21 protein-coding genes are annotated in these 21,787 nt (G+C 68.3%); 6 read left to right on the top strand and 15 right to left on the bottom strand.

Annotated elements, in window-relative coordinates:
• Positions 1 to 3: 3 nt before the first annotated feature.
• The 7 genes from EV651_RS26530 to ald form a co-directional block, all read right to left on the bottom strand.
• Positions 4 to 738 carry a pseudouridine synthase gene (locus EV651_RS26530; RefSeq protein ID WP_133787971.1) on the bottom strand — a complete coding sequence of 245 codons (735 nt, stop codon included), beginning with the start codon at positions 736 to 738 and terminating at the stop codon, positions 4 to 6.
• Complete coding sequence (gene scpB, locus EV651_RS43370) at positions 728 to 2,173, bottom strand: SMC-Scp complex subunit ScpB (RefSeq protein WP_370353390.1); 1,446 nt, start codon at positions 2,171 to 2,173, stop codon at positions 728 to 730. The genes EV651_RS26530 and scpB overlap by 11 nt, the downstream gene beginning before the upstream one ends.
• On the bottom strand, positions 2,170 to 3,150 hold the full coding sequence (locus tag EV651_RS26520; protein WP_238157207.1) for a ScpA family protein: 981 nt from the start codon (positions 3,148 to 3,150) through the stop codon (positions 2,170 to 2,172). The genes scpB and EV651_RS26520 overlap by 4 nt, the downstream gene beginning before the upstream one ends.
• Positions 3,151 to 3,152: 2 nt before the next feature.
• The gene (locus EV651_RS26515; RefSeq protein ID WP_238157206.1) at positions 3,153 to 3,518 is read right to left on the bottom strand and encodes a hypothetical protein; all 366 of its coding nucleotides are present in this window, start codon (positions 3,516 to 3,518) and stop codon (positions 3,153 to 3,155) included.
• Entirely contained in the window at positions 3,515 to 4,426 is a 912-nt protein-coding gene (locus EV651_RS26510; RefSeq protein ID WP_133788158.1) for a ParA family protein, read from the bottom strand. Before EV651_RS26510 ends, EV651_RS26515 begins: the two co-directional genes overlap by 4 nt.
• A gap of 359 nt (positions 4,427 to 4,785) precedes the next feature.
• Entirely contained in the window at positions 4,786 to 5,736 is a 951-nt protein-coding gene (xerD, locus tag EV651_RS26505) for a site-specific tyrosine recombinase XerD (protein WP_133788157.1), read from the bottom strand.
• A complete protein-coding gene (ald, locus tag EV651_RS26500) occupies positions 5,733 to 6,848 on the bottom strand; it encodes an alanine dehydrogenase (RefSeq protein WP_133787968.1) in 1,116 nt (371 codons plus the stop codon). The genes xerD and ald overlap by 4 nt, the downstream gene beginning before the upstream one ends.
• A gap of 355 nt (positions 6,849 to 7,203) precedes the next feature.
• Between ald and EV651_RS26495 the strand changes: the two genes are divergently transcribed.
• Entirely contained in the window at positions 7,204 to 8,028 is an 825-nt protein-coding gene (locus EV651_RS26495; RefSeq protein WP_133787967.1) for an LLM class F420-dependent oxidoreductase, read from the top strand.
• 128 nt (positions 8,029 to 8,156) lie between these two features.
• A complete protein-coding gene (locus tag EV651_RS26490; protein ID WP_133787966.1) occupies positions 8,157 to 8,852 on the top strand; it encodes a DUF4386 family protein in 696 nt (231 codons plus the stop codon).
• Positions 8,853 to 8,861: 9 nt separating this feature from the next.
• On the opposite strand, the gene EV651_RS26485 is transcribed toward EV651_RS26490, so the two are convergent.
• On the bottom strand, positions 8,862 to 9,281 hold the full coding sequence (locus EV651_RS26485) for a cupin domain-containing protein (protein WP_133787965.1): 420 nt from the start codon (positions 9,279 to 9,281) through the stop codon (positions 8,862 to 8,864).
• A gap of 28 nt (positions 9,282 to 9,309) precedes the next feature.
• On the opposite strand from EV651_RS26485, the gene EV651_RS26480 reads away from it, so the two are divergent.
• Positions 9,310 to 9,918 (top strand): hypothetical protein, encoded by a 609-nt coding sequence (locus EV651_RS26480; protein WP_133787964.1) that lies wholly within the window; start codon positions 9,310 to 9,312, stop codon positions 9,916 to 9,918.
• Here the strand turns inward: EV651_RS26480 and EV651_RS26475 are convergent.
• Together EV651_RS26475 and EV651_RS26470 are read right to left on the bottom strand one after the other, a co-directional pair.
• Positions 9,901 to 10,629 carry a peptidylprolyl isomerase gene (locus EV651_RS26475; RefSeq protein WP_133787963.1) on the bottom strand — a complete coding sequence of 243 codons (729 nt, stop codon included), beginning with the start codon at positions 10,627 to 10,629 and terminating at the stop codon, positions 9,901 to 9,903. The two genes, EV651_RS26480 and EV651_RS26475, sit on opposite strands and share 18 nt — an antisense overlap.
• Positions 10,629 to 13,985 (bottom strand): GH92 family glycosyl hydrolase, encoded by a 3,357-nt coding sequence (locus EV651_RS26470; protein ID WP_202870522.1) that lies wholly within the window; start codon positions 13,983 to 13,985, stop codon positions 10,629 to 10,631. Before EV651_RS26470 ends, EV651_RS26475 begins: the two co-directional genes overlap by 1 nt.
• A gap of 201 nt (positions 13,986 to 14,186) precedes the next feature.
• Here EV651_RS26470 and EV651_RS41550 point away from each other — a divergent pair, with 201 nt between their 5' ends.
• Genes EV651_RS41550 through EV651_RS26460 form a run of 3 tightly spaced genes read left to right on the top strand, consistent with a single transcriptional unit; the run spans position 14,187 to position 15,996 of the window.
• Positions 14,187 to 14,330 (top strand): hypothetical protein, encoded by a 144-nt coding sequence (locus EV651_RS41550; RefSeq protein ID WP_166658796.1) that lies wholly within the window; start codon positions 14,187 to 14,189, stop codon positions 14,328 to 14,330.
• Complete coding sequence (locus EV651_RS26465; protein ID WP_133787962.1) at positions 14,327 to 15,049, top strand: cytochrome b N-terminal domain-containing protein; 723 nt, start codon at positions 14,327 to 14,329, stop codon at positions 15,047 to 15,049. Before EV651_RS41550 ends, EV651_RS26465 begins: the two co-directional genes overlap by 4 nt.
• Complete coding sequence (locus EV651_RS26460; protein WP_133787961.1) at positions 15,046 to 15,996, top strand: hypothetical protein; 951 nt, start codon at positions 15,046 to 15,048, stop codon at positions 15,994 to 15,996. Before EV651_RS26465 ends, EV651_RS26460 begins: the two co-directional genes overlap by 4 nt.
• Positions 15,997 to 16,000: 4 nt before the next feature.
• Here the strand turns inward: EV651_RS26460 and EV651_RS26455 are convergent, their stop codons facing one another.
• Genes EV651_RS26455 through EV651_RS26435 form a run of 5 tightly spaced genes read right to left on the bottom strand, consistent with a single transcriptional unit; the run spans position 16,001 to position 21,787 of the window.
• Positions 16,001 to 16,651: an NUDIX hydrolase gene (locus tag EV651_RS26455; protein ID WP_133787960.1), complete on the bottom strand. Its 651-nt coding sequence runs from the start codon at positions 16,649 to 16,651 to the stop codon at positions 16,001 to 16,003.
• A complete protein-coding gene (locus EV651_RS26450; RefSeq protein ID WP_133787959.1) occupies positions 16,648 to 18,378 on the bottom strand; it encodes a CTP synthase in 1,731 nt (576 codons plus the stop codon). The genes EV651_RS26455 and EV651_RS26450 overlap by 4 nt, the downstream gene beginning before the upstream one ends.
• Before the next feature lie 21 nt (positions 18,379 to 18,399).
• Positions 18,400 to 19,425: a glycosyltransferase family 4 protein gene (locus EV651_RS26445; RefSeq protein ID WP_133787958.1), complete on the bottom strand. Its 1,026-nt coding sequence runs from the start codon at positions 19,423 to 19,425 to the stop codon at positions 18,400 to 18,402.
• The gene (gene murJ, locus EV651_RS26440) at positions 19,422 to 20,999 is read right to left on the bottom strand and encodes a murein biosynthesis integral membrane protein MurJ (RefSeq protein WP_238157205.1); all 1,578 of its coding nucleotides are present in this window, start codon (positions 20,997 to 20,999) and stop codon (positions 19,422 to 19,424) included. The genes EV651_RS26445 and murJ overlap by 4 nt, the downstream gene beginning before the upstream one ends.
• Entirely contained in the window at positions 20,978 to 21,787 is an 810-nt protein-coding gene (locus tag EV651_RS26435) for a hypothetical protein (RefSeq protein WP_133787957.1), read from the bottom strand. Before EV651_RS26435 ends, murJ begins: the two co-directional genes overlap by 22 nt.

Below are 21,787 nucleotides of genomic sequence, written 5' to 3'. Positions count from 1 at the left end.
GGCTCAGAGGTCTACGAGGTCGAGGAGTTGGCCTAGTTCGGGTGGGTCGAGTTCGCGGAGTTCTCCGGTGTGGAGGTTGCCGCGGCGGACCGGGCCGATCGCGGTACGGGTCAGCCGCTTCACCGGGTGACCGACCGCGTCGAACATCCGGCGGACGATCCGGTTGCGGCCCTCGTGGAGTGACATCTCCACGAGGGTGCGGCCGGGCACCGTCGAGACGATCTTCACCGTGTCCGCGCGGGCCGGGCCGTCTTCGAGCTCGACACCGTCCAGGAGCGCGCGCAGTACCACCGGTTTGACGTTGCCCTCGACCTCGGCGACGTACGTCTTGGAGACCTCGTACGACGGGTGCGCCAGGCGATGCGCGAACTCGCCGTGGTTCGTGAGCAGCAGCAGACCCTCGGTGTCGGTGTCGAGCCGGCCGATGTGGAACAGCCGCTCGGGCCGGTCCTCCACGAAGTCGGCGATACACGGGCGGCCCTGCGGGTCGGACATCGTGGTCACGACGCCGCGGGGCTTGTTGAGGACGAGGTACACGTTCGCGCTCACCGGCGGAATCCGCGCACCGTCGACCCGGATGACCGCCGTCTCAGGATCCACCCGGACCCCGAACTCCGTCACCACCCGCCCGTCGACCTCGACCCGCCCCTCCTCGATCAAGATCTCCGAGTTCCGCCGAGAAGCCACCCCCGCCCGAGCCAGCACCTTCTGCAGCCGAACCCCACCGTCATCCCCCATCCCGCACCCCCGCCTCCACACCCAACGCCACGCCGGCATCCCCAGCGCCCGCGTCATCTTCAGCGTCCACGTCGCCGGACTCCACGTCCACGTCCGCAGCTGCCTCAGAGTCCACGTCCACGTCCACGGAGTCCACGCCCTCGGAGCCTGCCTCCTCCGCAGAGCTGCTGTCGGTCGCAGCCGCAGCAGCCTCTTCGCTCATCTCAACCGCACCAACCTCCGCGCCCTCCGCGCCCTCCGCGTCGGCGTCCTCGGCGAAGGTGCTGTCAGGGGTAGGTGCTGCGGCGCCGTCCAACCCCTCACCGAGCTCCGCGGTGTACTCCTCGGCGAAGGTGCCTTCCGGCGCAGGTGCTGCGGCGTCGTCCAACCGCTCAGCCTCACCGGCCTCCGCGTCCTCGGTGTACTCCTCGGCGGCTGCCTGGTCCGTGGGGGTGGAGGCGGTGTCGGGCGCGGGTGCTGTGGCGTCGTCCGATCCCTCGGCCTGACCAGCCTCATCTGCTGATGACGGTGCGTCGGGGGTGGGGGCGGGCGGGAGGGATTGAGCCGCCAGTTCGTCCTCGATGTCGTCCATGTCGGGGAGGTACGGGGCCAGTTCGGGGAGGTCGTCGAGGGACTGCATGCCCATGCGTTCCAGGAAGTACGTCGTCGTGCGGTACAGGGTCGCCTGGGACTCGGTGTCCGAGCCGGCCTCCTCCACCAGACCGCGGGCGACGAGCGTACGCATCACGCCGTCCACGTTCACCCCACGAATCGCGGAGACACGCGCCCGGCTGACCGGTTGCTTGTAGGCGACGACAGCGAGGGTTTCGAGCGCAGCCTGTGTGAGGCGCGCCTGTTGACCGTCGAGGACGAAGCGTTCGACGTACAGCGCGGCTTCGGCGCGGGTGTAGTACCGCCAGCCGCCGCCCACCTCACGCAGGTCGAATCCACGCCCCTGCTCGGTGTACTCCGCCGCCAGCTCCTCGAGCGCCGCAGCCACATCACCCGTCGGCCGGCCGACCGCACGAGCCAACGTCAGCACCGGCAACGGCTCGTCTGTCACCATCAGGATCGCTTCGAGCGCCCGGCGCATCGTGTCGTCGTCGACAACAACCTCGTCCCCCACGGGCACCGCCGTCTGCCCCGGCGGCAGATGCTCCTCGTCCTCCTCGACGGGTTGGGGAGAGTTACCTGCCGATTCGGGCGCAAAACCCTCCCCAACCCCCTCGTCCGCCACATCCACCTGCTCCACAACGTCGGAGGTGGTGGCCGCGCCGGACGTGGGGGCCGCGTCGGGGGTGGTCGTCGCGTCGAGGGTGGTCGTCGCGTCGGGGGTGGTCGTCGCGTCGGACGTGATTGTTGCGTCGGGGGTGGTGGACGGCTGGGGCTCGGTGGAGGTTTTGTCCTCGGGGGGCGTTGTGGCCTCTGGGGTGGAGGGGTCGTGGGAGTTGGTCACTGGTTTGCCGTCTCGGGTTCGTCTGGGGCGGGTTCGCGGATGTCGGATTCGTCGGTGAGGATCTCACCGGGTTCGAGGAAGTGCGTGTCGTCCTCGACGACCGGTGCCTCGCCGGTCTCGTCGGCGGGTTTCGGTTCCTCGTCGAACTCGTCGCTGACGGCGATCTCACCTTCGTCGGTCCCGGTCCACCGAATGGTCAGCTCGCCCAACGGCGTGACCTGGTCGAACGTCACAGCCGCCTCGCGGAACAGCTCCAGCAACGCCAAAAACCGGCATACCGTGGTGACAGTGTCTGGCGAATCAGCCACCAGCGACCGGAACGTAGCGCTCCGCTGCCGCCGCAAACGGTCGACGATCACCTCTGCCTGCTCCCGCACAGTGACAGCCGGCGCGTGCAAGTGCGCAAGCGAAACCCCAGGAGGTACGTCGTCCTTGGGCGCCATCGCCTTGGCTGCCAGCGCCGCCAACCCGGCCGGGTCGATCCCCAGCAACACCTCGGGCAGCAGCTCCGCGAACCGCGGCTCCACCCCCACAGCCCGCGGGAAACGGCGCGACTCGACCGCCATCCGCTCCTGCACCAAAGCGGCGATCTGCTTGAACGCCCGGTACTGCAACAACCGCGCGAACAACAGATCCCGAGCCTCGAGCAGCGCGAGATCCTCGTCGTCCTCGACCTCGCCCTTCGGCAGCAACCGCGCCGCCTTCAGATCCAGCAGCGTCGCCGCGATCAGCAGGAACTCCGACGTCTGGTCGAGGTCCCACTCCGACCCCAGCGCCTTGATGTGCGCGATGAAGTCGTCGGTGATCACCGAGAGCGCGATCTCGGTGATGTCCAGCTTGTGCTTCGAGATCAGCTGCAGGAGCAGGTCGAACGGCCCCTCGAAGTTCACCAGGTGAACACTGAACCCCTTGCCCTCGGCAACAGCCGGGGCAGCGTCGGTGCCCAGGTCCAACGGCAACGAGTCCGAGGAGGACACGGTCACTCCGTGCCCTTGATCTCGCCGGCCTTCAGCCGCCGTACCAGCACCGAGTCCGGCCCGTGGTCGACGAAGTCGGCGAGCAGGACGTCGATTGCCTCGCGGACGATCCGGCCCCGGTCGGCCGTCAGGCCGTGCTCCGCGCGCAGCGCGAGTCTGGTCTGTTCCAGGCCGAGCAGCTCCTCCTCCGTCACGTACACGGTGATCTTCGTGTCGTGACGGATCCGACCACTCGACTTCCGGTCGTCGACGACCGCGGTCCGGGACCGCATGGTCGAGGACGGTCCGTCGGTGGTGGTGCGCTTCTCGGGTCTGGTCTGCTTCGGTGCCGCACCCCCGAAGAGTTCACTGGCACCTGGCAGGCTCACCCGGCGGGACAACGCGCCAGCACCTCCTTGGCAAGGTCGCGGTACTGCGTGGCCGCTTGGGACGAGGGCGCGTACGTCGTGATCGGTTCGCCGACGACCGTGGTCTCGGGGAACTTGACGGTACGCCGGATGACGGTGTGGAAGACGCGCTCGTCGAAGGCCTGGACCACCCGGTCGAGGACCTCCCGGGCGTGCGTCGTCCGCCCGTCGAACATGGTGCCGAGGATCCCGACGATCTCCAGCTTGGGGTTCAGCCGGTCCTGCACCTTGGCGATCGTGTCGGTGAGCATCGCCAGGCCGCGGAGCGCGAAGAACTCGCACTCGAGCGGTACGACGATGCCGTTCGACGCGGTCAGCGCGTTCACGGTGAGCAGACCGAGCGACGGGGCGCAGTCGATCAGGATCACGTCGTACAGCGGGATGATCGGGTCCAGCACCCGCTGCAGCGTGTACTCGCGGGCGACCTCCTGGACCAGCTGGACCTCGGCCGCCGACAGGTCGATGTTGGCCGGCAGCAGGTCGAGGTTCTCCACCCGGGTCGGCTGGATGACCTCGTCCGGGGTGATGTCGCGCTGCATCAGCAGGTTGTAGACCGACAGCTCGAGGTCGTGCGGCTGGACGCCGAGACCGATCGAGGCCGACCCCTGCGGGTCGAAGTCGATCAGCAGCACCTTGCGGCCGGTCTCGGCGATCGCCGCGCCGAGGTTGATCGTGGTAGTGGTCTTGCCCACGCCGCCCTTCTGGTTGCACATCGCGATCACCTGCGCCGGGCCGGTCTTGGTCGGGGGCTGTGGCGTCGGCAGGTCCGGCAGCGGCCGGCCGGTCGGCCCGATCCTGTGCCTCGGGCCGTTCGCGTCGTTCACGGGTGCAAGGTCCTCCGCGGTGAGCTTGGCCGTCGGCTTCGGCATCTCCGCATAGTTGTCGGGCAGGGCGCGCGCCGGCGCGGGGGCCGGACGGGGCGGTTCGCTGGGTGGCGTGCTGATCGGCTGGACCGGCTCCGGGGCGGAAACGTGTCCCGGAAGGTGGCCCATCACGTGTTCGGTGCCCGGGAATGTCGACTCGTTCATGACTCGTCAAACCTTTCAACCGATACGGGCGATCCCAGCGACTGTAAGCGTGCATTCAAGCACTCTCAACCAGCCACTCCGCACCGGGGTGGGGCTGTTTGTCGACAAAGCTCCGAACGCGGCCGATCACCCTCCCCGGATCACCGGCCGTGACGAGATGATCGCACAGCGTCCACGGACTCAGCACACCGGGGTGGGCCTCAGGAGGACAGCGCCCGGGGGTGTGAGGTGGCGTAGACCTCGCGGAGCTTGTCGACCGTCACCAGCGTGTAGACCTGGGTCGTCGTCACCGACGCATGTCCCAGCAGCTCCTGGACCACACGTACGTCGGCGCCGCCGTCGAGCAGATGTGTCGCGTACGAGTGCCGCAGCGTGTGCGGAGAGATCTCCTTCGAGATCCCGGCCCGCTGGGCAGCACGACGCAGTACCGTCCAAGCGCTCTGCCGGGACAGGCGCCCGCCGCGAGCGTTCAGGAACAGCGCGGGGATGCCGCGACCGCGTGACACCAGTTCAGGGCGTCCACGGACCAGGTACGCCGACAGCGCTTCGCGGGCGTAGGTGCCGACAGGTACTACCCGCTCCTTGCTGCCCTTACCGCGCAGCAGTACCGCACCGGCGTCCAGGTCGATGTCGTCGACGTCGAGACCTACGGCCTCCGAGATACGGGCGCCTGTGCCGTACAGGAACTCCAGCAACGCCGCATCCCGCGTTGCCAGTACAGCGGGCTCAGCCTCGGCCCCAGCGGCCGCTGAAAGGATCCTGGTCACCTCGTCGACAGACAGAGCCTTTGGCAGCCGCTGTGGCGGCGCAGGTGGCTTGACCGCGGCCGCGGGGTCCACTGCGGTCAGCCCCTCGCGCACACAGAACTTGTGGAAGCCGCGGACCGCGACCACGGTCCGCCCCGCACTGGACGCGGTCAGTGGCGGGTGGTCGGCGTCGCCCTCGCGCAACCGCATCAGGAAGTCGCTGACCACGGCCTCCGTGATCCGGCCGAGGTCGTCGATCTGCGTGGCCGCGAGGTAGCCGACGTACCGGCGCAGGTCACGCCGGTACGACGCCAACGTGTTGGCGGCCAGGCCGCGCTCGACCGTGAGGTGGTCCAGGTACGCGCTGACCGCCCGTGCGATGTTGCCCCGAGAGATGTTGCTCAGACCAGCACCTCGTCGAGCTTCAGCTGCGACAGGTTGTGTGCGTCCGCGACCGGACCGTAGGTGACGTGACCGTCGAACGTGTTGAGGCCGAGCGCCAGACTGTGGTCCTGCTTCAGCGCCTCCCGCCACCCCAGGTTCGCCAACTCGATCGCATACGGCAGCGTCACGTTGGTGAGCGCGTACGTCGACGTGTTCGGCACCGCACCGGGCATGTTCGCGACGCAGTAGAACAGCGAGTTGTGAACCTTGTACACCGGGTCGGCGTGCGTGGTCGGACGCGAGTCCTCGAAGCAGCCGCCCTGGTCGATCGCGATGTCGACGAGCACGCTGCCCGGCTTCATCCGGCTGACCATGTCGTTGGTGACCAGCTTCGGCGCCTTGGCACCGACGACCAGCACCGCGCCGATGACCAGGTCGGCTTCCAGAACAGCCTTCTCGATCTCGAACGCGTTCGACGCGATCGTCAGCAGATGGCCCTGGTAGATCTGGTCGGCCAGCCGCAGCCGCGCGATGTTGCGGTCGAACAGCTGCACCTGCGCCTGCATACCGAGCGCGATCGCGGCCGCGTTCATCCCGGAGACACCGGCACCGAGGATGACCACACGGGCCGGATGTACGCCGGACACGCCGCCGAGCAGCACGCCACGGCCGCCGCCCTGCGCCATCAGGTGGTACGCACCGGACTGCGGCGCCAGCCGGCCCGCCACCTCGCTCATCGGCGCCAGCAACGGCAGAGTGCCGTCCGGCAGCTGCACCGTCTCGTAGGCGATTCCGGTGACACCCGACTTCAGCAGCGCCTCGGTGCAGTCCTGGCTCGCGGCAAGGTGCAGGTAGGTGAACAGCACCTGGTCCTTGCGCATCCGGTGGTACTCCTCCGCCACCGGCTCCTTCACCTTGAGCACCAGTTCCGCGTCGGCCCAGACATCGTCTGCCGCCGGCACGATCCGCGCCCCGGCGGCGACGAACTCGTCGTCCGGGATCAGCGAACCGGTGCCCGCCCCCTGCTCGATCAGAACCTCGTGCCCGCTGCGCACGAACTCGTGCACTCCGGACGGGGTGATCGCCACCCGGTACTCGTGGTTCTTGACTTCTTTCGGTACTCCGACCTTCACAACTCGCCCTTCTTTCACGTTCCAGGTGTGCGGCTCACGTCGTTGTGTCCGCGGCCCGGCGGTTGAGGGGTATGCCGCTAGGTCGCTGCCGAGTGTAAGCCCGCGGGGTTCATACCAGCCGACCGGATGGTCTGATCGTCTCGCGACACTCTGCGAGTGCCCCGGCATTAATCCAATGGAAGCATTCCGGCAAAAATGAACCGGTCGTTTCATGCACTTCTCAACTACTTGGCCGGCTGACGTGGCAACGATCATTGACGCGCATTCGTAGGTGTCAGGGATGCTGTGGAATGGCGCCCGCCCGCGCCGGGTTGCACGCCGAGGGACGTCCGACGACAAGGAGTACGGAGTGGCGATGGAACTGGGACGGTACGGGATCTGGCACGGCGGACAGCATTACGGCCCGGAGCTCGCGGCAGGGCTGGAGCAGGCGGGGTACGGCACGCTGTGGCTGGGCAGCTCGCCCGAGGCCGATCTGCGCGACGCCGAGGTGTTGCTGGCCGCAACGAGTTCCGTTGCCGTCGGCACCAGCATCGTCAACATGTGGAAGTCGCCGGCGGCCGAGGTCGCGGCGTCGTACCACCGGTTGGAGGAGGAGCACCCGGGGCGGTTCCTGCTCGGGGTCGGAATCGGGCACCGGGAGGCCACCGGCGAGTACAAGTCGCCGTACCAGACGATCGTCGGTTACCTCGACGAGCTGGACGACGCGAAGGTGCCGGCCGATCGGCGCGCGCTGGCCGCGCTCGGGCCGAAGGTGCTGCAACTGTCCGGCGCGCGGACCGCGGGAGCGCTCCCCTACCTGACCACCGCGGAGCACACCCGGGAAGCGCGCCGGATCCTCGGCGGCGGGGTGCTGCTCGCTCCGGAGCAGATGGTCGTGCTCGAAACCGATCCGGAGATCGCGCGTGCGACGGCCCGCGACCGGTTGGCGTCGTACCTGCAGCTGAGCAACTACACGACGAACTTCAAGCGGCTCGGTTTCACCGACGACGACTTCGCCGACGGCGGCAGCGACCGGCTCGTCGACGCGATGGTGCTGCACGGCTCCGCGGTCGAGGTCGCAGCGGGTCTGAAGGCCCATCTGGACGCCGGCGCGGACCACGTCGCGATCCAGCAACTGGGCCATGAAGGCATCGATCTGCTGCCCGGATACGAGGCGTTGGCAACCGTTCTCCAGTAGCGGTGTGCGCTGCCGTCCGACGACGCGCCCGTTCGCCGGACGGCACCACTTGACGGCCGCTCGGAGCGGAGGAATATCAGCAGTAGACGCACCATATTTCGTGGTGCGCACACTGGAGGTGTTTCCCCATGACTGAGCGACACGAGTTGCGTTGGGGCGGCTTCGCCGGGTTGGCCTTCGTCGTCCTGGCACTCCTGGGCAGGTTCCTGCCCGGCAATCCACCGACCGTCGACGACTCCCGGACCACGATCACGGCGTGGCTGAGCGACAACCGCGGCATGATCCTGGCCAGCGCGCTGATGTGGGCCGCGGCGGGCGGGTTGGTGATCTGGTTCGCGTCCGCGTTCGCCGAGGCGATGCGGGAGCGCGACGAGCGCAGTGACGTGCACCTGGCACTGCTCGCCGGTTCGGTGCTGGTGGGTGGTGCGATCTTCGTGAACGCCGCGCTCACCGGTGCGACCGCCTTCGGTATCGACGGCCGCGACGCCGGGATGACGATGGCGATGTACGAGACCACCGCGGTGATGACCACGATGATCGGCTTCGCCGCGGCGCTGCCGTTGGCCGCGGCCGGCCTGGGTGTGATGCGGACGCACCTGATGCCGAATTGGCTCGGGTATCTGGCGCTGCTGGCAGCCGTGGTGTCGTTCGCCGGTTCGTTCGGTGTCTTCGCCTCCAACGGCGCGTTCGTTGCCGGAGGCTTCCTGATGACCGGTATCCCGTTGCTGCTCTCGGCGGTGTGGATCGCCTGCGCCGGCGGCTACATGGTGCGCGAACACCTCCCGGAGATCACAGCAGGCGAGGGCATCGTCCCGCAAACGTAGAGCCGGGATCTAGCGCATCGTGAAGTCGGCGAAGTCGAAGCCCGGTGACACGATGCACGACACCAGCACCGCCTCGTCACCCACGGGCCGGGCTGCCTGCCACGCGCCCGCAGGTATCACCACCTGTGGTCGCTGCCCGGCACGCACGTCCGGCCCGAGGGTGACGGTCTGATTGTCGTACTCCAACGTCAACGGCCCACCCGAGTGCCACAACCAGAGCTCCGTCGACCGCACCCGGTGCGATCGCGACTCCTCCCCCGGGGCGAGCAGGAAGTAGATCGCGGTCGCGCTCGCCCGAGTCCCGTCGTACCCGTCCGGCTCGAACTCGACCGGCGAGCGCCACGTCTGCCGGTACCACCCGCCCTCCGGGTGCGGTTCGAGATCCAGCAAGGCGGCCAGCTCCGCCGCAACAATCCGACTCTGTTCCATGCCCCGATTCTCGGGCAGAGTGCGGTCCATGACCGATCTGCCCTCCGAGTACCACCGGCGGCTTCCGTACGGCGAACGTGTGTCCGCCGAACCGTTGCTCGGCGAACCGTTCTTCCCGTTCGAAGGCGACCTCCAGGTCGTGCCGCTGGCCGATCCCGTGCTGCCCGAACCACCGCGACGCGGCGAGGACGGCGGGCCGCCGTGCCTGAAATGTGCGGATCCGGACCGATCCGTGATCTGGAGCGACGACCAGTGGGCGCTGAAGGTGTTCGAGCCGACCGGCCTGCCGCTGGTCGCGCTTCTGGAGCCGCACGAGCACTACCGCCTCGACAATCTGCCCCCGGAGCTGACCGCCACGCTCGGCCCGATGATCCAGCGCGTGGCGAAAGCGATCCAGGGCATCGACAGCGTCGGCCGGACGCATTTCAGCCGCTGGGGTGACGGCAGCGAGCACTTCCACCTGTGGTTCCTCGCCCGCCCCCTCGGCATGATGCAACTCCGCGGCGCGATGATCGCCGCCTGGGACGACATGCTCCCGAAGATCCCCGCCGACGAATTCACCTCGAACAGCAAGCTGGTCGCCGCCGCCCTCGCGGAGGACGGCGGCGAAGCCGTGGGTTCAGCGGGAGCCGAGTGACCGCGCGACGATGATCTCGGTCTTGCGCACCGGCGGCCCGTCGACCGGTGCGGGGTCGTCGGGCGTCGGTGCGATCCCGCCGGCCGCCACCCGGTCGAGTGTGGCGAGCCCGAGGCGGTCGACCGAACCGAAGACGGTGTAGTCCGGCCGCAGCCGCGAGTCCCCGAAGACCAGGAAGAACTGCGACCCGTTGGTGTTCGGGCCGGCGTTCGCCATCGCCAGCGTGCCGCGGGCGTACACCTTCCGCGTCCCGGTCGGGTCGTCCGGCCAGTTCGGCAGGTCGGTGGGCAGCTCGTCCTTGTACGAGTAGCCCGGCCCGCCCTCGCCCGTGCCGCTCGGGTCACCGCACTGCAGCACCTTCAGCGTCGGGTACAGCGTGAGCCGGTGGCAGGTGGTGAAGTCGTAGAACCGGCTCTTCGCCAGGTGCAGAAAGCTCTGCACCGTGCACGGCGCCTTCGCGCGGTCCAGCGACAGCAGCATCGGCCCCTGGTTGGTCGCGACGACGACCTTGACGATTCCCTTGTCCGGTGTGGGTTCCGGGTCAGGCGGTAGCGACACCGGACGGGCAGGCGGCTCATCGGGCGTCACCGTGTAACCGCATGGTCCTTTGGTGCTCCCCGGCGTACCGGCAGCGTCGGCCGGTGCTGTGGCGACCAGCAGACTGGCCCCTGTCAGCACAGTCAGTACTGCGATCGCGATGGTCTTCCTCATCAAGAATTCCCTCCCGCAACGGTGAAGAGTCGTAGGTCACGATTCTTGGGCAGCGTGATGCTGACCGGGGTCTGCGTCAACGTCACAGGTGCCGTGGCGAAGATGTGCGTGGTGACGTTGTCCTTTCCGCCGCCGGATTCGTTTCGGTACGGCGTGGTTGCGACGATCACGTTGCCGTAGTGGAGGGTGTCGCCGCCACCGCCCAGGGTCCAGTCGCTGAAGGACAGGTCGATCTGGGAGGTCGTACCGTCCGCGTAGTTGAGCGTCGCGGTCGTCTGTTGGTTGCCGTTGACCGCGCTGCCGATGAAGGACAGCTTCGTCGTGCCGGCGGGCAGGTTCAGGTTGAGCAGTTGCCCGTCGGCCGGCACGTTGTCCGGGTCGCCGGCGGGTACGTCGGGCCACGTGAAGCTGAGGCCCTGGACCGTGCCTGTGCCGCCTGCCGTCAGACCGGCCGCGGCCAGCGCCTGACGTGAGTAGCTGACGCCGCCGCCGTCGTAGTCCGCCTCCGTGTGGTCGCTGTTGTCATCAGAGATGCCCACGCCTTCCCGTAGTACGAAGAACGAGTTCGGTTGCCCCACGACCACAGTGAAGCCGACCTGTGGCAGGGCGGTTCCGTCAGCCGCCTTCATCTCCACTGTGACGGGGTAGCGGCCGTCCGGCGTACCAGCGGCGGCTGTGATCGTCACTGACGCGCTACCGATCTTGTCGACGTGAAACGTGCCGGTAGGAGGTGTCGCTGTGAGACCAGCAGGTGTTTTCAACGTGTAGCTGACATCCTGCGCCGTACCGCTCAGTCGGTAAGCTTGCAGCGCTACGGGTGCACTAGTAGTGCCAGGAGCAATGACTACGCGGCTGGTGTCGGTAGAGGTCTGGAACGGGATCTCACTGGTCCGCCACGACGGCGGTGCATCCTTGGCACCCCAGGTCTTGTTGGGCGTCGTACCGAGTGTGAAGTCGAGCGTCCCACCACGCTGCACGAACGACTCCGGTAGCCACGGCTTATTCGAGATCTTCCCGTTCACCTTCAACGACTGCACGTACTGCGCATCCGCACCCGGAGCGTTGATCCGGATGGTCTTGCCGTCCCGGTGGATCACCGCCCGCGGGAACAGGGGTGCCGCGACCTGGAGCTCCGCACGGCTCGGTACGTCCGGGTAGAGGCCCAGGGCGGTCCACACGTACCAGGACGACATCGCACCGAGGTCGTCGTTCCCCGGGATTCCACCGGTACTGGTGTTCCACAGCTGGTTCATTGCCTGCCGCAACGTCTCCTGCGTCTGGTACGGGCGGCCGGTGTAGTTGTAGATCCAGGGCGTGCTGATTGACGGCTCGTTGTCCATCTCGGCGTGCAGTTCGCCCGCACCGGTCAGCGCCCAGGTCCCGTCCGGGTTCTTGAAGAACGCATCCAGCCGCTGGTTCACGGCGTCCGTGCCGCCCATCGCATCGACCAGACCGGCCCGGTTGTGCGGCACCATCCAGCTGTACTGCGCACTGCTCCCCTCGGCGAACCCGTCGTACGTCGACGGTGTGAAAGCCGGCCAGGCGCCGTTGTCGTCCCGGTTCTGGATGTAGCCACCGTTGGCCGGGTTGAACACGTTCTGCCAGTACTGCGACCTGGTGAGGAACTTCTGGTACGTCGACGTGTCGCCGGTCCGGAGCGCGAGCTGAGCCAGTGCGAAGTCGTCCGTAACGTCCTCGAGCGTCTCGACCGCACCACCCCAGGCGTTGGACTTCGTGGGGATGTAATGCAGCGCCAAGTACTTGTCCAGCGACGGGCGCTGCCCAATTGACATGATCGGCTTGCCGGCCGAGCTGAGATCCTTGGCGGTCGGCACGGTCGCTGCCTTCACCAGCGAGCGCAGTGCGCCGCGGGCGTCGAAGTTCGTACCACCGAACGCGTAGATGCCGGCCACTGCCGGCGCGGACGGGTCGCCGGTCATCACCGCCGTACTGCCGGACGCGTGCGTCCACCGGTCCCACATGCCGTCGTTCTGCGTGGCCTGGTTGAACAACGACTGCGCGATGTCTCCGGCCCGCTCGGGCTCGAGCAATGTAACTAGTTGCAGTTGCGACCGGTAGACGTCCCAACCGGAGAACGTCGCGTACTGTGCCTGCTGCCCGCGCGCGAGGTAGTGCGGCTTCTGGTCGAAACCCCAGTACTGACGGTTGACGTCGCTGAACACGTTCGGGTGCAGCTGGGCGTGATACAGCGCGGTGTAGAACGTGGTGCGCTGGTCCGTCGTACCGCCGGTGATCTCGATCCGGTCGAGCTGCTTTCGCCACGTCTGCTTGGCTTTCGCGGCCGTCACGGCGACCGAAGTACCGCGCGGGTTCTCGGCGCGCAGGTTCGCCAGAGCGTTGGCGGTGCTCACGTAGGAGATGCCGATCCGCATCGTCACCCTGTCGCTGTCGAACCCGACGTACCCGCCGGATCCCTTGTTCGGCGGCATCCACCCGTCGGTGCCGTACGTCGTCCCGCCGCGGGCGCTCGTGCTGCCCGGAGTCACCGTGGTGTCGGTCCAGGTGCCCTGGTTCGTGAACGGCTGGTCGAACTCGGCGACGAAGTGCAGCGTGTAGTAACTGCGCTGCCCGACGCTGGCCAGGTAGCCGCAGAAGTTCCCGCTCGTCACCGACCCGCTGACCGTGCGATGGGCGGCGTCGATGCTGACCTGCGCGTCACTGGACCCGACCTCGGAGTTCGACGTACGGAACATCAACGTCTTGGCCTTCTCCGCCGGGAACGTGAACGCCGCCGACCCGGTCCGCGTAGTCGCACTCAGCTCCGCGGTCACTCCAGAGTCGAGACCGACCTTGTAGTACCCCGGCTTCGCGACCTCGTTCCCATGGCTGTACGTCGACGCGTAGAGCTCGTCCTTCGCATCACTCTGCGGCGAACTCGTCACCTCACCCGCCAATGGGAAGACCGGGATGTCTCCCGACCCACCCGCACACCCGGTCCCGCTCATATGCGTCAGGCTGAACCCACGAATCTTGCTCGCCGAGTACAGGTACCCGCCCGGAGCGGCCGTCCGGTACGCATTCCCCCGACTTGTCTCCGGACTGAACGAGAACATCCCGAACGGCGCCACCGCCCCCGGAAACACGTTCCCCGCATTCGACGTACCCACCAACGGATCCACCTGCTCAGTTGGATCCAAAGAACTACTGGTGATCCGGCGACCCTCAACCACCTCCGGCGTACGCAACCCGGCGACCAGCGGATCCGATGGCGTCGCAGTCGTCGGATGTGGAACAGACCCAGCCGGGGACGGCGTGGGCGCGGCCTGCGCGGTGGGGGCGACAGCCACCATCAGCACACCGGCCAGCAGAAAACGGGACAGGGCGGAACGACGCATGGGCGGACCAACCTTCACGGGTGGGTGACATCGTTGTCAGAGATGTACCTGTTTCCGTCGGCGCGGTCAAGGGATGGCGGACCTGTGGGCCCGCTGAGAGCGAGCACGACTTTGGTCCCGCCCGCCAGAGTCCAAAGGCCCTGCTCGGGCGACCACCTCACGCCCACCGTGAGAGAAAGCCCTGCCCTCGGAGGAGGAGTGATGGCCGGAAGTTACATCCACTGGGGAGTCATCCAGATCTCGGTCACCAACCTGGTGATCATCCTGGCGATGATCGTGGTGTTCGTGCTCGCGATCGTCGTACCGTTCCGGCACGGCGACGAGGACGACCAGGACCGGCCATGACGTCGATCGCCGGCCGCACCGCGGCACACGACCACGACCGGCCCGCTGCGGGCAACTGGACGACCCGCCTGCGGACGCGGCTCGGCCGGACGGTCCCGCCCGGCCAGTTGCTCCCGGACCGCCAGCCCGTCTACGTGAACTCCTGGATCTACGTCTTCGGAGCTCTGACCCTGGCCGCTCTGACGGTCGTGCTCGTCTCCGGCGGAGTCCTGTCGCTGGGTGGCGCGGCCTGGTGGCACACCTCGTCGACCGGACACTTCGTGAACTCCCTGCACCTGTGGAGCGTGGAGCTGTTCTTCGCGTTCATGGTGATCCACCTGTGGGGGAAGTTCTTCATGGCCGCGTGGCGGGGCAAGCGGGCGCTGACCTGGATCACCGGCGTGATCTGCTTCGCCGGCTCCATCGGCACCGCCTTCACCGGCTACCTCTCCCAGTCGAACTTCGACTCCCAGTGGATCGGCGGCCAGGCCAAGGACGGCCTCAACTCGGTCGGCATCGGCGCCTGGTTCAACGTGCTCAACCCTGGCCAGATGCTGATGTGGCACATCGTCCTGCTCCCCTCCGTCATCGGTGTCCTCGTGGTGCTGCACGTGATCCTGGTCCGCCGGCACGGTGTCGTCCCGCCGATCGGCACCGAGACTACCGGCGCCGAAACGACAGGCGCCGAAACCGCGCCCACAGTCGCGAAGGGTTCCGATGACGAGGAGGCCTTGTCATGACCACCGTCACCACCACCCGCCGGCGCCGGACGCCGGACTCCCACGACTTCCCGACCCGGTCCTACGACCTCGTCAAGGAGTTCGTCTTCGCACTGGTCGTGGTGGCGGTCCTCACCACGGTCCTGGCCGCCGCGTTCTCGTCACCCGACGAGAAGTCGATCACGCTGTCCGACTGGGCCCAGAAGGCGCCGAACGACGTGGTGGCGACCGCAACGGGTGAACTCGCCGGTACGACGACCAGCGCGGAGTACGGGCCGCCGTACAACCACGCGGCGACCGGGCAGACGCTGGGCCCGCTCGAGCTGCAGAACTGGGCCGGTGTACGGATCCCGGTCGACTCGGCGAACGATCTCGTCATCTCACCGCTTCGTGGTGTCAACGGAGATCAGGAGCTCACCAGCGCTCTGAACACGTGGACGTCGGCCACGGCGGCGCAACAGCAGGACTGGGCGGCCGCGTACGCCGACGCGCTGTCCACCGCTCCGGACGGCAACCCTGCGGCGGTCAAGCCGTCGTCCGCCTACGGGCCGGTCCCGGTGCTCGGCGCGAAGTTCCTGGACCTGGCCCGGTCCGGCGGGCTAGAGGGTGCACTGGATGCCCGCGGCAACTTCTATCAGGGGGACTCCACCCGGGGCCTGTTGCTGCTGGCCGACGGCGCCTACCTGGAGGACCAGGCCCGCGCCAGGAATCTCGGTGGCGACCAGTGGGGCATGATGAACGAGACCGGCAACTACCCGGGTCAGCCGTGGATGTGGCTCTACACGTTCTGGTACCAGGTGAAGCCGTTCTCGACGTCGGACAACGCCGACGCCCAGGTCTGGGCGCTGATGATGGTGCTGACGCTCGCCCTCGTCCTGGTGCCGTTCATCCCCGGGCTCCGCTCGGTCCCCCGCTGGATCCCCCTGCACCGGCTGATCTGGCGCGACTACTATCGCCGCTCCAGCTGACCGGTCAACGGTCCTTCGCGGGCCACGGGGTGTCTGCTGGGCGGAGCGTGTCGAAGCCGGGGCCGTTGAGGGCGGTCCAGGCGGCGAGGGCGCCCATGATGAGGATGGGGTTCTGGAGGTGGCCGGCGAGGGCGGCGCCGACGACGTCGACGAGCGGGGCCCAGACGGTTTCCATGTCGGCCTCCTCGTGCACCCTCTCGAACGACTCCGGCGCGGGTGACAGGTCGCGGGCCAGGAAGATCCGGACCGCCTCGTTCGTGAGGCCGGGTGAGGTGAACGCGTCGATGAGGATCCGCCAGTCGGCGGCCTTGGTCGCGGTTTCCTCCCACAGCTCACGCTCGGCGCCGAGGCGGTACTGCTCCCCCTGGACGTCGAGCAGCCCGGCCGGCGCCTCGAGCAGCTTGTAGCCGACGGGGTGCCGGTACTGACGCACGAGCAGCATCCGGTTGTTCTCGTCCAGCGCGACCACGCCGACAGCTCCGGGATGTACGACGACGTCCCGGGTGAACTGCTCACCGACGGGCGGTTCGATGGTGTCCCGGCGTACCGAGATCACCCGGCCGGTCTCGTGCACGGTCTCCGAGGCGGAGACCGGCCAGCGCTCGGGCCGATCCGCCAGCCCCGCGCCGAACCGGAGCTCCGGGTAGTCGCTCATCGCGCCTTGACCGTCTCAGCCTTGACGGCAGGCTTCTCAGTCTTCTTGGCCACCGGCTTCGGGTCCTCGACCGGGAGCCGGGACTCGCGCTGCCGCTCGATGGCGGCCGCGACCAGCCCGGAGAACAGCGGGTGCGGCTTGGTCGGCCGCGACCGCAGCTCCGGGTGCGCCTGCGTGGCCACGAAGTACGGGTGCACGGAGCGGTCCAGCTCGATGAACTCGACCAGCTCGTTGTCCGGCGACAGGCCGCTGAACACCAGCCCGGCGGTCTCCAGCTTGTCCCGGTACGCGTTGTTGACCTCGTAGCGGTGCCGGTGCCGTTCCTGCACCGAGGGGGCGCCGTACAGCGAGCGGACGATCGAGCCGTCGGCGAGGTTCGCCGGGTACAGACCGAGACGCATCGTGCCGCCCAGGTCGCCGGAGCCGTCGACGATGTGCTTCTGCTCCTCCATCGTCGCGATCACCGGCTGCTCCGCGTCCGGGTCGAACTCGCTGGAGTTCGCCTGGTCGAGACCGGCAAGATCCCGCGCCACCTCGATCACCATGCACTGCAGGCCGAGACACAGGCCGAGGATCGGGATGCCCTGCTCGCGGGCGTACCGGATCGCGCCGATCTTGCCCTCGATCCCGCGCACCCCGAACCCGCCCGGGATGCAGACCGCGTCGACGTCGCCGAGCAGCCGGGCCGCGGCCTCGGGCGTGGCGCACTCGTCGGAGGCGATCCAGCGCAGGTTCACCCGGGCGTCGTTGTCGAACCCGCCCGCGCGCAGCGCCTCGGCGACCGACAGGTACGCGTCCGGCAGGTCGATGTACTTGCCGACCAGCGCGACCGTGACCTCGTCCTTCGGGTGGTGCACGACCCGGAGGAGCTCGTCCCACCGGGTCCAGTCGACGTCGCGGAACTGCAGGTTCAGCCGGCGGACGACGTACGCGTCCAGGCCCTCGGCGTGCACGACCTTCGGGATGTCGTAGATCGACGGCGCGTCCACCGCGGCCACGACCGCTTCGACGTCGACGTCGCACATCAGCGAGATCTTGCGCTTCACGCTGTCCGGGATGGGCCGGTCGGCCCGGCACACGATCGCGTCCGGCTGGATACCGATCGACCGCAGCGCGGCGACCGAGTGCTGGGTCGGCTTGGTCTTCAGCTCACCGCTGGGCGCCATGTACGGCACCAGCGAGATGTGCAGGAAGAACACGTTGTCGCGGCCGACGTCGTGCCGGACCTGCCGGGCCGCCTCGAGGAACGGCAGCGACTCGATGTCGCCGACCGTGCCGCCGATCTCGTGCAGTACGACGTCCACGTCCGGGCCCGCCATCGCGAGCATCCGTTCCTTGATCTCGTTGGTGATGTGCGGGATCACCTGGACGGTGTCGCCCAGGTACTCGCCGCGGCGCTCCTTGGCGATCACGCTCGAGTAGATCTGGCCGGTGGTCACGTTCGCGACCTGGGAAAGGTCCCGGTCGAGGAAACGCTCGTAGTGCCCGATGTCCAGGTCGGTCTCGGCGCCGTCGTTGGTGACGAACACCTCGCCGTGCTGGAACGGGTTCATGGTGCCGGGATCCACGTTGAGATACGGATCCAGCTTCTGCATCGTGACGCGGATGCCCCGTGCCGTCAGCAGACTGCCGAGGCTGGACGCCGTCAGTCCCTTACCGAGACTGGATGCCACGCCACCGGTGACGAATACGTGCTTGGTCTGCTGCGAATTGGAAGCCCTGTCCACGGGTCTCCAGCCTACCTCTTGTCAACCACCGGTCGCGACGAGACCCGCGTAGATGTCGAGCAGATTCTTCGCCACCGCGTCCTCGTCCATCCATCTGGACGCCAACTCCCGGCCGCGTGTCCGCATAGCGTTCGCGGTGTCGGGCTCTGCCAGAACGGCCCGTACCCCGTCCGCCAACCCGTCCGCGTCAGCGGGAAATGCCAGTACGGCGCTGTCTCCGACCAGCTCGGGCACGCCGCCGACCGCAGTGGCCACGACCGGTACGCCGACCTGCATCGCCTCCTGCAGTACGAGCGCGCGCGCCTCCCAGTGCGATGTGAGCAGAAACACATCGGACGCGCCCAGTAGATCGGCCACGTCGTTACGGTGACCGAGCAACCGGACCGGTAGCTGCTCCGCGTCGATCCGCGCCTGCAGGTTGTCCCGCAGCGGCCCGTCACCGACGACCACGAACACCGCGTCCGGAGTCGACTCGTGTACGCGGGCAGCGACGGACAGCAAGGTCGGGTAGTCCTTCTGCGGCGCCAGACGCCCCACGGTGAGCACCATGGGTTGGTCACCGATCCCCAGTTCCCGCCGTACGTCGGCGCGCCGTGCACGGATCCGTGGCATCGCCGGAGCGGCCACAGGTGCCAGCTGCGCGTTGCGGGCGCCGAGGCTCTTGGCCAGGTCCACCAGGTCGCTGGACGCGCCCAGGGTCAGGTCGGCGCCTCTGGCGACCAGCCGCTGCCCCATCCGCATCACGAGGCCTCGTGGTCCTGGCGCGATCACCGCGTTGTGCCAGGTGACGACCAGCGGGCGCAGCCGGGACCTGTCCCGCAGCGCGGTCATGCCGGCGCGGTAGCCGTGCGCGTGGATGACGTCGCACTCACGCAGCCCGGCCGCTTGGGAGACGACGGTCGCCGGAGCGAACTCGAAGTGCTCGGCCGTGCCCGGAGGAGCGCACACCACCACTTCGTGCCCCGCGCTCACGAACCGCGGCACCAGCGAGGCAACGTGCTGCCCGATGCCGCCCCGCGACTCCGCGAGCAGCAGCCCGATCCTCATGGTTTCTCCCGTCGTACGAGTGCGCGAGCGTCCGCGCGATCCAATGCAAGCACGACCACGGCGTACACGACGACGGCGGCGAGCCCGGAGAGGACGGAGAACGCCACTGCCTTGCCGACTCCACCGTCTCCTGCTGGCAGTGCCACCGCCCAGCCAGCCGCACCGGCCAGCACAGCGCCCGCTAGTGCAGTGAGGTGCGCACGCGGCACTCCGGCCAGTACAGCTGGTCCAGCCTCACGACGCAGGACGAGGATCAGTGCGACTGCCCCGATGACCATGCCGATCGACATCGCGGCGGACAGTGCCGGTACTGCGTCCCAGCGAGCCGTGAGCACCACACCGGCTACGGCGACGAGTATCCAGGCCGCTGATGTCACTACCGCCACCTCACGCCCGCAGTGCCGGGCGTAGAGCACCCGGCCGACATGCATGAGTACGGCGAAACCGATGGCAGCTGGTGCGAATGCGACGAGTCCATTGGCGAGTGAGGTCGCCTTGGCCTCCTGCACCGCACCGTCGTCGTACGCGAAGATCCTGGCGACGGGTACCGCCGTACCGACGAGCAGTGCGGCACCGGCGCCACCGGCCAGCATCACTGCGCGCGTGGACGCCGCGGCGTAGCGGTCGAAGCCCTCCCCTGCCTCGAACGCCGCTGCCAGGCGCGGGAACACAGCTGTGGTGATCGGCACGGCGAGCACCGCGTACGGCAGGAGGTACACCGCGTTGGCCCATGTGTAGACGGCAATGCTGCCTGCCACACCACGGTGGTTGGCCAGGTACGTCGTGACGACGAAGGTGAGCTGTTGCGCGACCAGTACGGCCAGGCCGGCGAGTGCGAGCTTCCGCAGTACCGGTCCTACGCCCGGGTCCAGCCGGAGGGTCGGTCTGATCGGCAGGCGGAGCAGGAGCATCGGGACGAGGACTGTGAGGGCTAATGCGAGGACGCCGGCTGTAGTACCCCAGGCCAGCAGATCAGTGGCGCCCTGCGAGGCCGAGTCCGCGTCAGGTGCCGTGCCGGCGAACAGGAAGTAGGTGCCGACAACCACCAGGCTCGAGATCAGCGGCGCCCACGCGCCGGCCGCGAAACGCTTGTGGGACTGGAGAACTGCGGTCGCGACCACTGCCACGGCGTACCCGAAGACCTGCGGCACGAAGATCGCCAGCATCCGGGTCGCGGTCGCCGTGGAGCTCGCGCAGTCGGCGCCGGGGTCGAGCATCGCGTCGGTGTACTGCCCCGCCAGAACCCAGGCCAGCAAGGCGACCGGGGCCAGCAACACGAACGACCAGGACAGCAATGCCCCGATGATCCGCCCTTGCGCCACCCGATCGCCGCGGGCGACAGGACCGGCCAGCACCGGGATGACCGCACCCGCCAGCGCCCCACCGGCGACCACTTCGAAGAGGATGTTGGGCAGCTGATTGGCCGTCGTGTAGGCCTCAGCCAAACAGCCCGCGCCGACAGTTTTCGAGAACACCAACCACCGGCCGAAGCCGACAACCCGCGCCAGAACCGTGACGGCCGCAACAACCAGGGCCGCGCGGGCGAGCCTGCTCACCTGGGTCGACGGCCCCACTGGTCGATCTTGTCGAGGGCCGGGGTGTCGGCGATGACCTTGGTGAAGCTGACCTTCTCGCTGGCCAGATTGAGGCCGATGACGGCCGCCAGCACGAGCGTCTTCAACGGACGCGGGAGCGACGCGGCCAGCGCCGTACCTGTGATGGCGCCGAGGCCGTTCGCGCCGCAGTCGCCCAGCATCGAGCGCTCGCCGAGGTCCGACGGGGCGGACGCCGCGGCAGCGCCGACGACGGCACCGGCCGGACCGTTCACGACGGCCAGCGGTGCGTTCAGGGCCGTGACAGCCTTGAGCGCGCGGCCCGGTCGCAGGTCGAGGAGGTTGGTGAGGTTCGCCGTACCGGCGATCAAGGCGCCGTCGGCAACGACTCCGACGAGGTCCTTCACGCCGCGCGACTTCCGCGGCAGCAGCGCGGCGGCCGCGAGACCGGCCGCGCCGACGCCGAGGATCTTCACCGCGCCGCTCGTCACCTCGCCGCGCTTCAACGCGCTCAGGTGACCGCGGAAACCCTTCGCCTGCGTGGTCCCCTTCAGATCGTCGTACGCACCGACCGCGCCCGACACTGTGCCGGCCACCAGTGCGGCCGCCTTCACCTTGCCACTGCCACGGGACGCCGCGACGCCGGCGAGCGCACCGAGCACCGCCACCGGGCCTTCGAGCAGCGTCACCGATTCACCGCGATGGTTGGTGCGCAGATAAGGCTCCCGGGTCTCCTTCGGCAGCTTCTCCGCCGCACGCTCGAGCCCGGCAGTAGCGGCCGCCGCGACGGCGGCGCTCAGAATTCCCAC

Source organism: Kribbella sp. VKM Ac-2571, from assembly GCF_004362255.1.
Lineage (GTDB): Bacteria > Actinomycetota > Actinomycetes > Propionibacteriales > Kribbellaceae > Kribbella > Kribbella pratensis.
The sequence above is the reverse complement of the archived record's forward strand: the minus strand, read 5'-3'. Positions and strand labels throughout refer to the sequence as shown.

Bases quoted from the DNA above. Each gene is read 5' to 3' on its own strand.
- EV651_RS26455 (WP_133787960.1), bottom strand. From the start codon at position 16,651: ATGAGCGACTACCCGGAGCTCCGGTTCGGCGCGGGGCTGGCGGATCGG.
- EV651_RS26460 (WP_133787961.1), top strand. From the start codon at position 15,046: ATGACCACCGTCACCACCACCCGCCGGCGCCGGACGCCGGACTCCCAC.
- EV651_RS26445 (WP_133787958.1), bottom strand. From the start codon at position 19,425: ATGAGGATCGGGCTGCTGCTCGCGGAGTCGCGGGGCGGCATCGGGCAG.
- EV651_RS26510 (WP_133788158.1), bottom strand. From the start codon at position 4,426: ATGCCGAAGCCGACGGCCAAGCTCACCGCGGAGGACCTTGCACCCGTG.
- EV651_RS26480 (WP_133787964.1), top strand. From the start codon at position 9,310: ATGACCGATCTGCCCTCCGAGTACCACCGGCGGCTTCCGTACGGCGAA.
- EV651_RS26465 (WP_133787962.1), top strand. From the start codon at position 14,327: ATGACGTCGATCGCCGGCCGCACCGCGGCACACGACCACGACCGGCCC.
- EV651_RS26495 (WP_133787967.1), top strand. From the start codon at position 7,204: ATGGAACTGGGACGGTACGGGATCTGGCACGGCGGACAGCATTACGGC.
- EV651_RS26490 (WP_133787966.1), top strand. From the start codon at position 8,157: ATGACTGAGCGACACGAGTTGCGTTGGGGCGGCTTCGCCGGGTTGGCC.
- EV651_RS26530 (WP_133787971.1), bottom strand. From the start codon at position 738: ATGGGGGATGACGGTGGGGTTCGGCTGCAGAAGGTGCTGGCTCGGGCG.
- EV651_RS26485 (WP_133787965.1), bottom strand. From the start codon at position 9,281: ATGGAACAGAGTCGGATTGTTGCGGCGGAGCTGGCCGCCTTGCTGGAT.
- EV651_RS26475 (WP_133787963.1), bottom strand. From the start codon at position 10,629: ATGAGGAAGACCATCGCGATCGCAGTACTGACTGTGCTGACAGGGGCC.
- EV651_RS26470 (WP_202870522.1), bottom strand. From the start codon at position 13,985: ATGCGTCGTTCCGCCCTGTCCCGTTTTCTGCTGGCCGGTGTGCTGATG.
- EV651_RS41550 (WP_166658796.1), top strand. From the start codon at position 14,187: ATGGCCGGAAGTTACATCCACTGGGGAGTCATCCAGATCTCGGTCACC.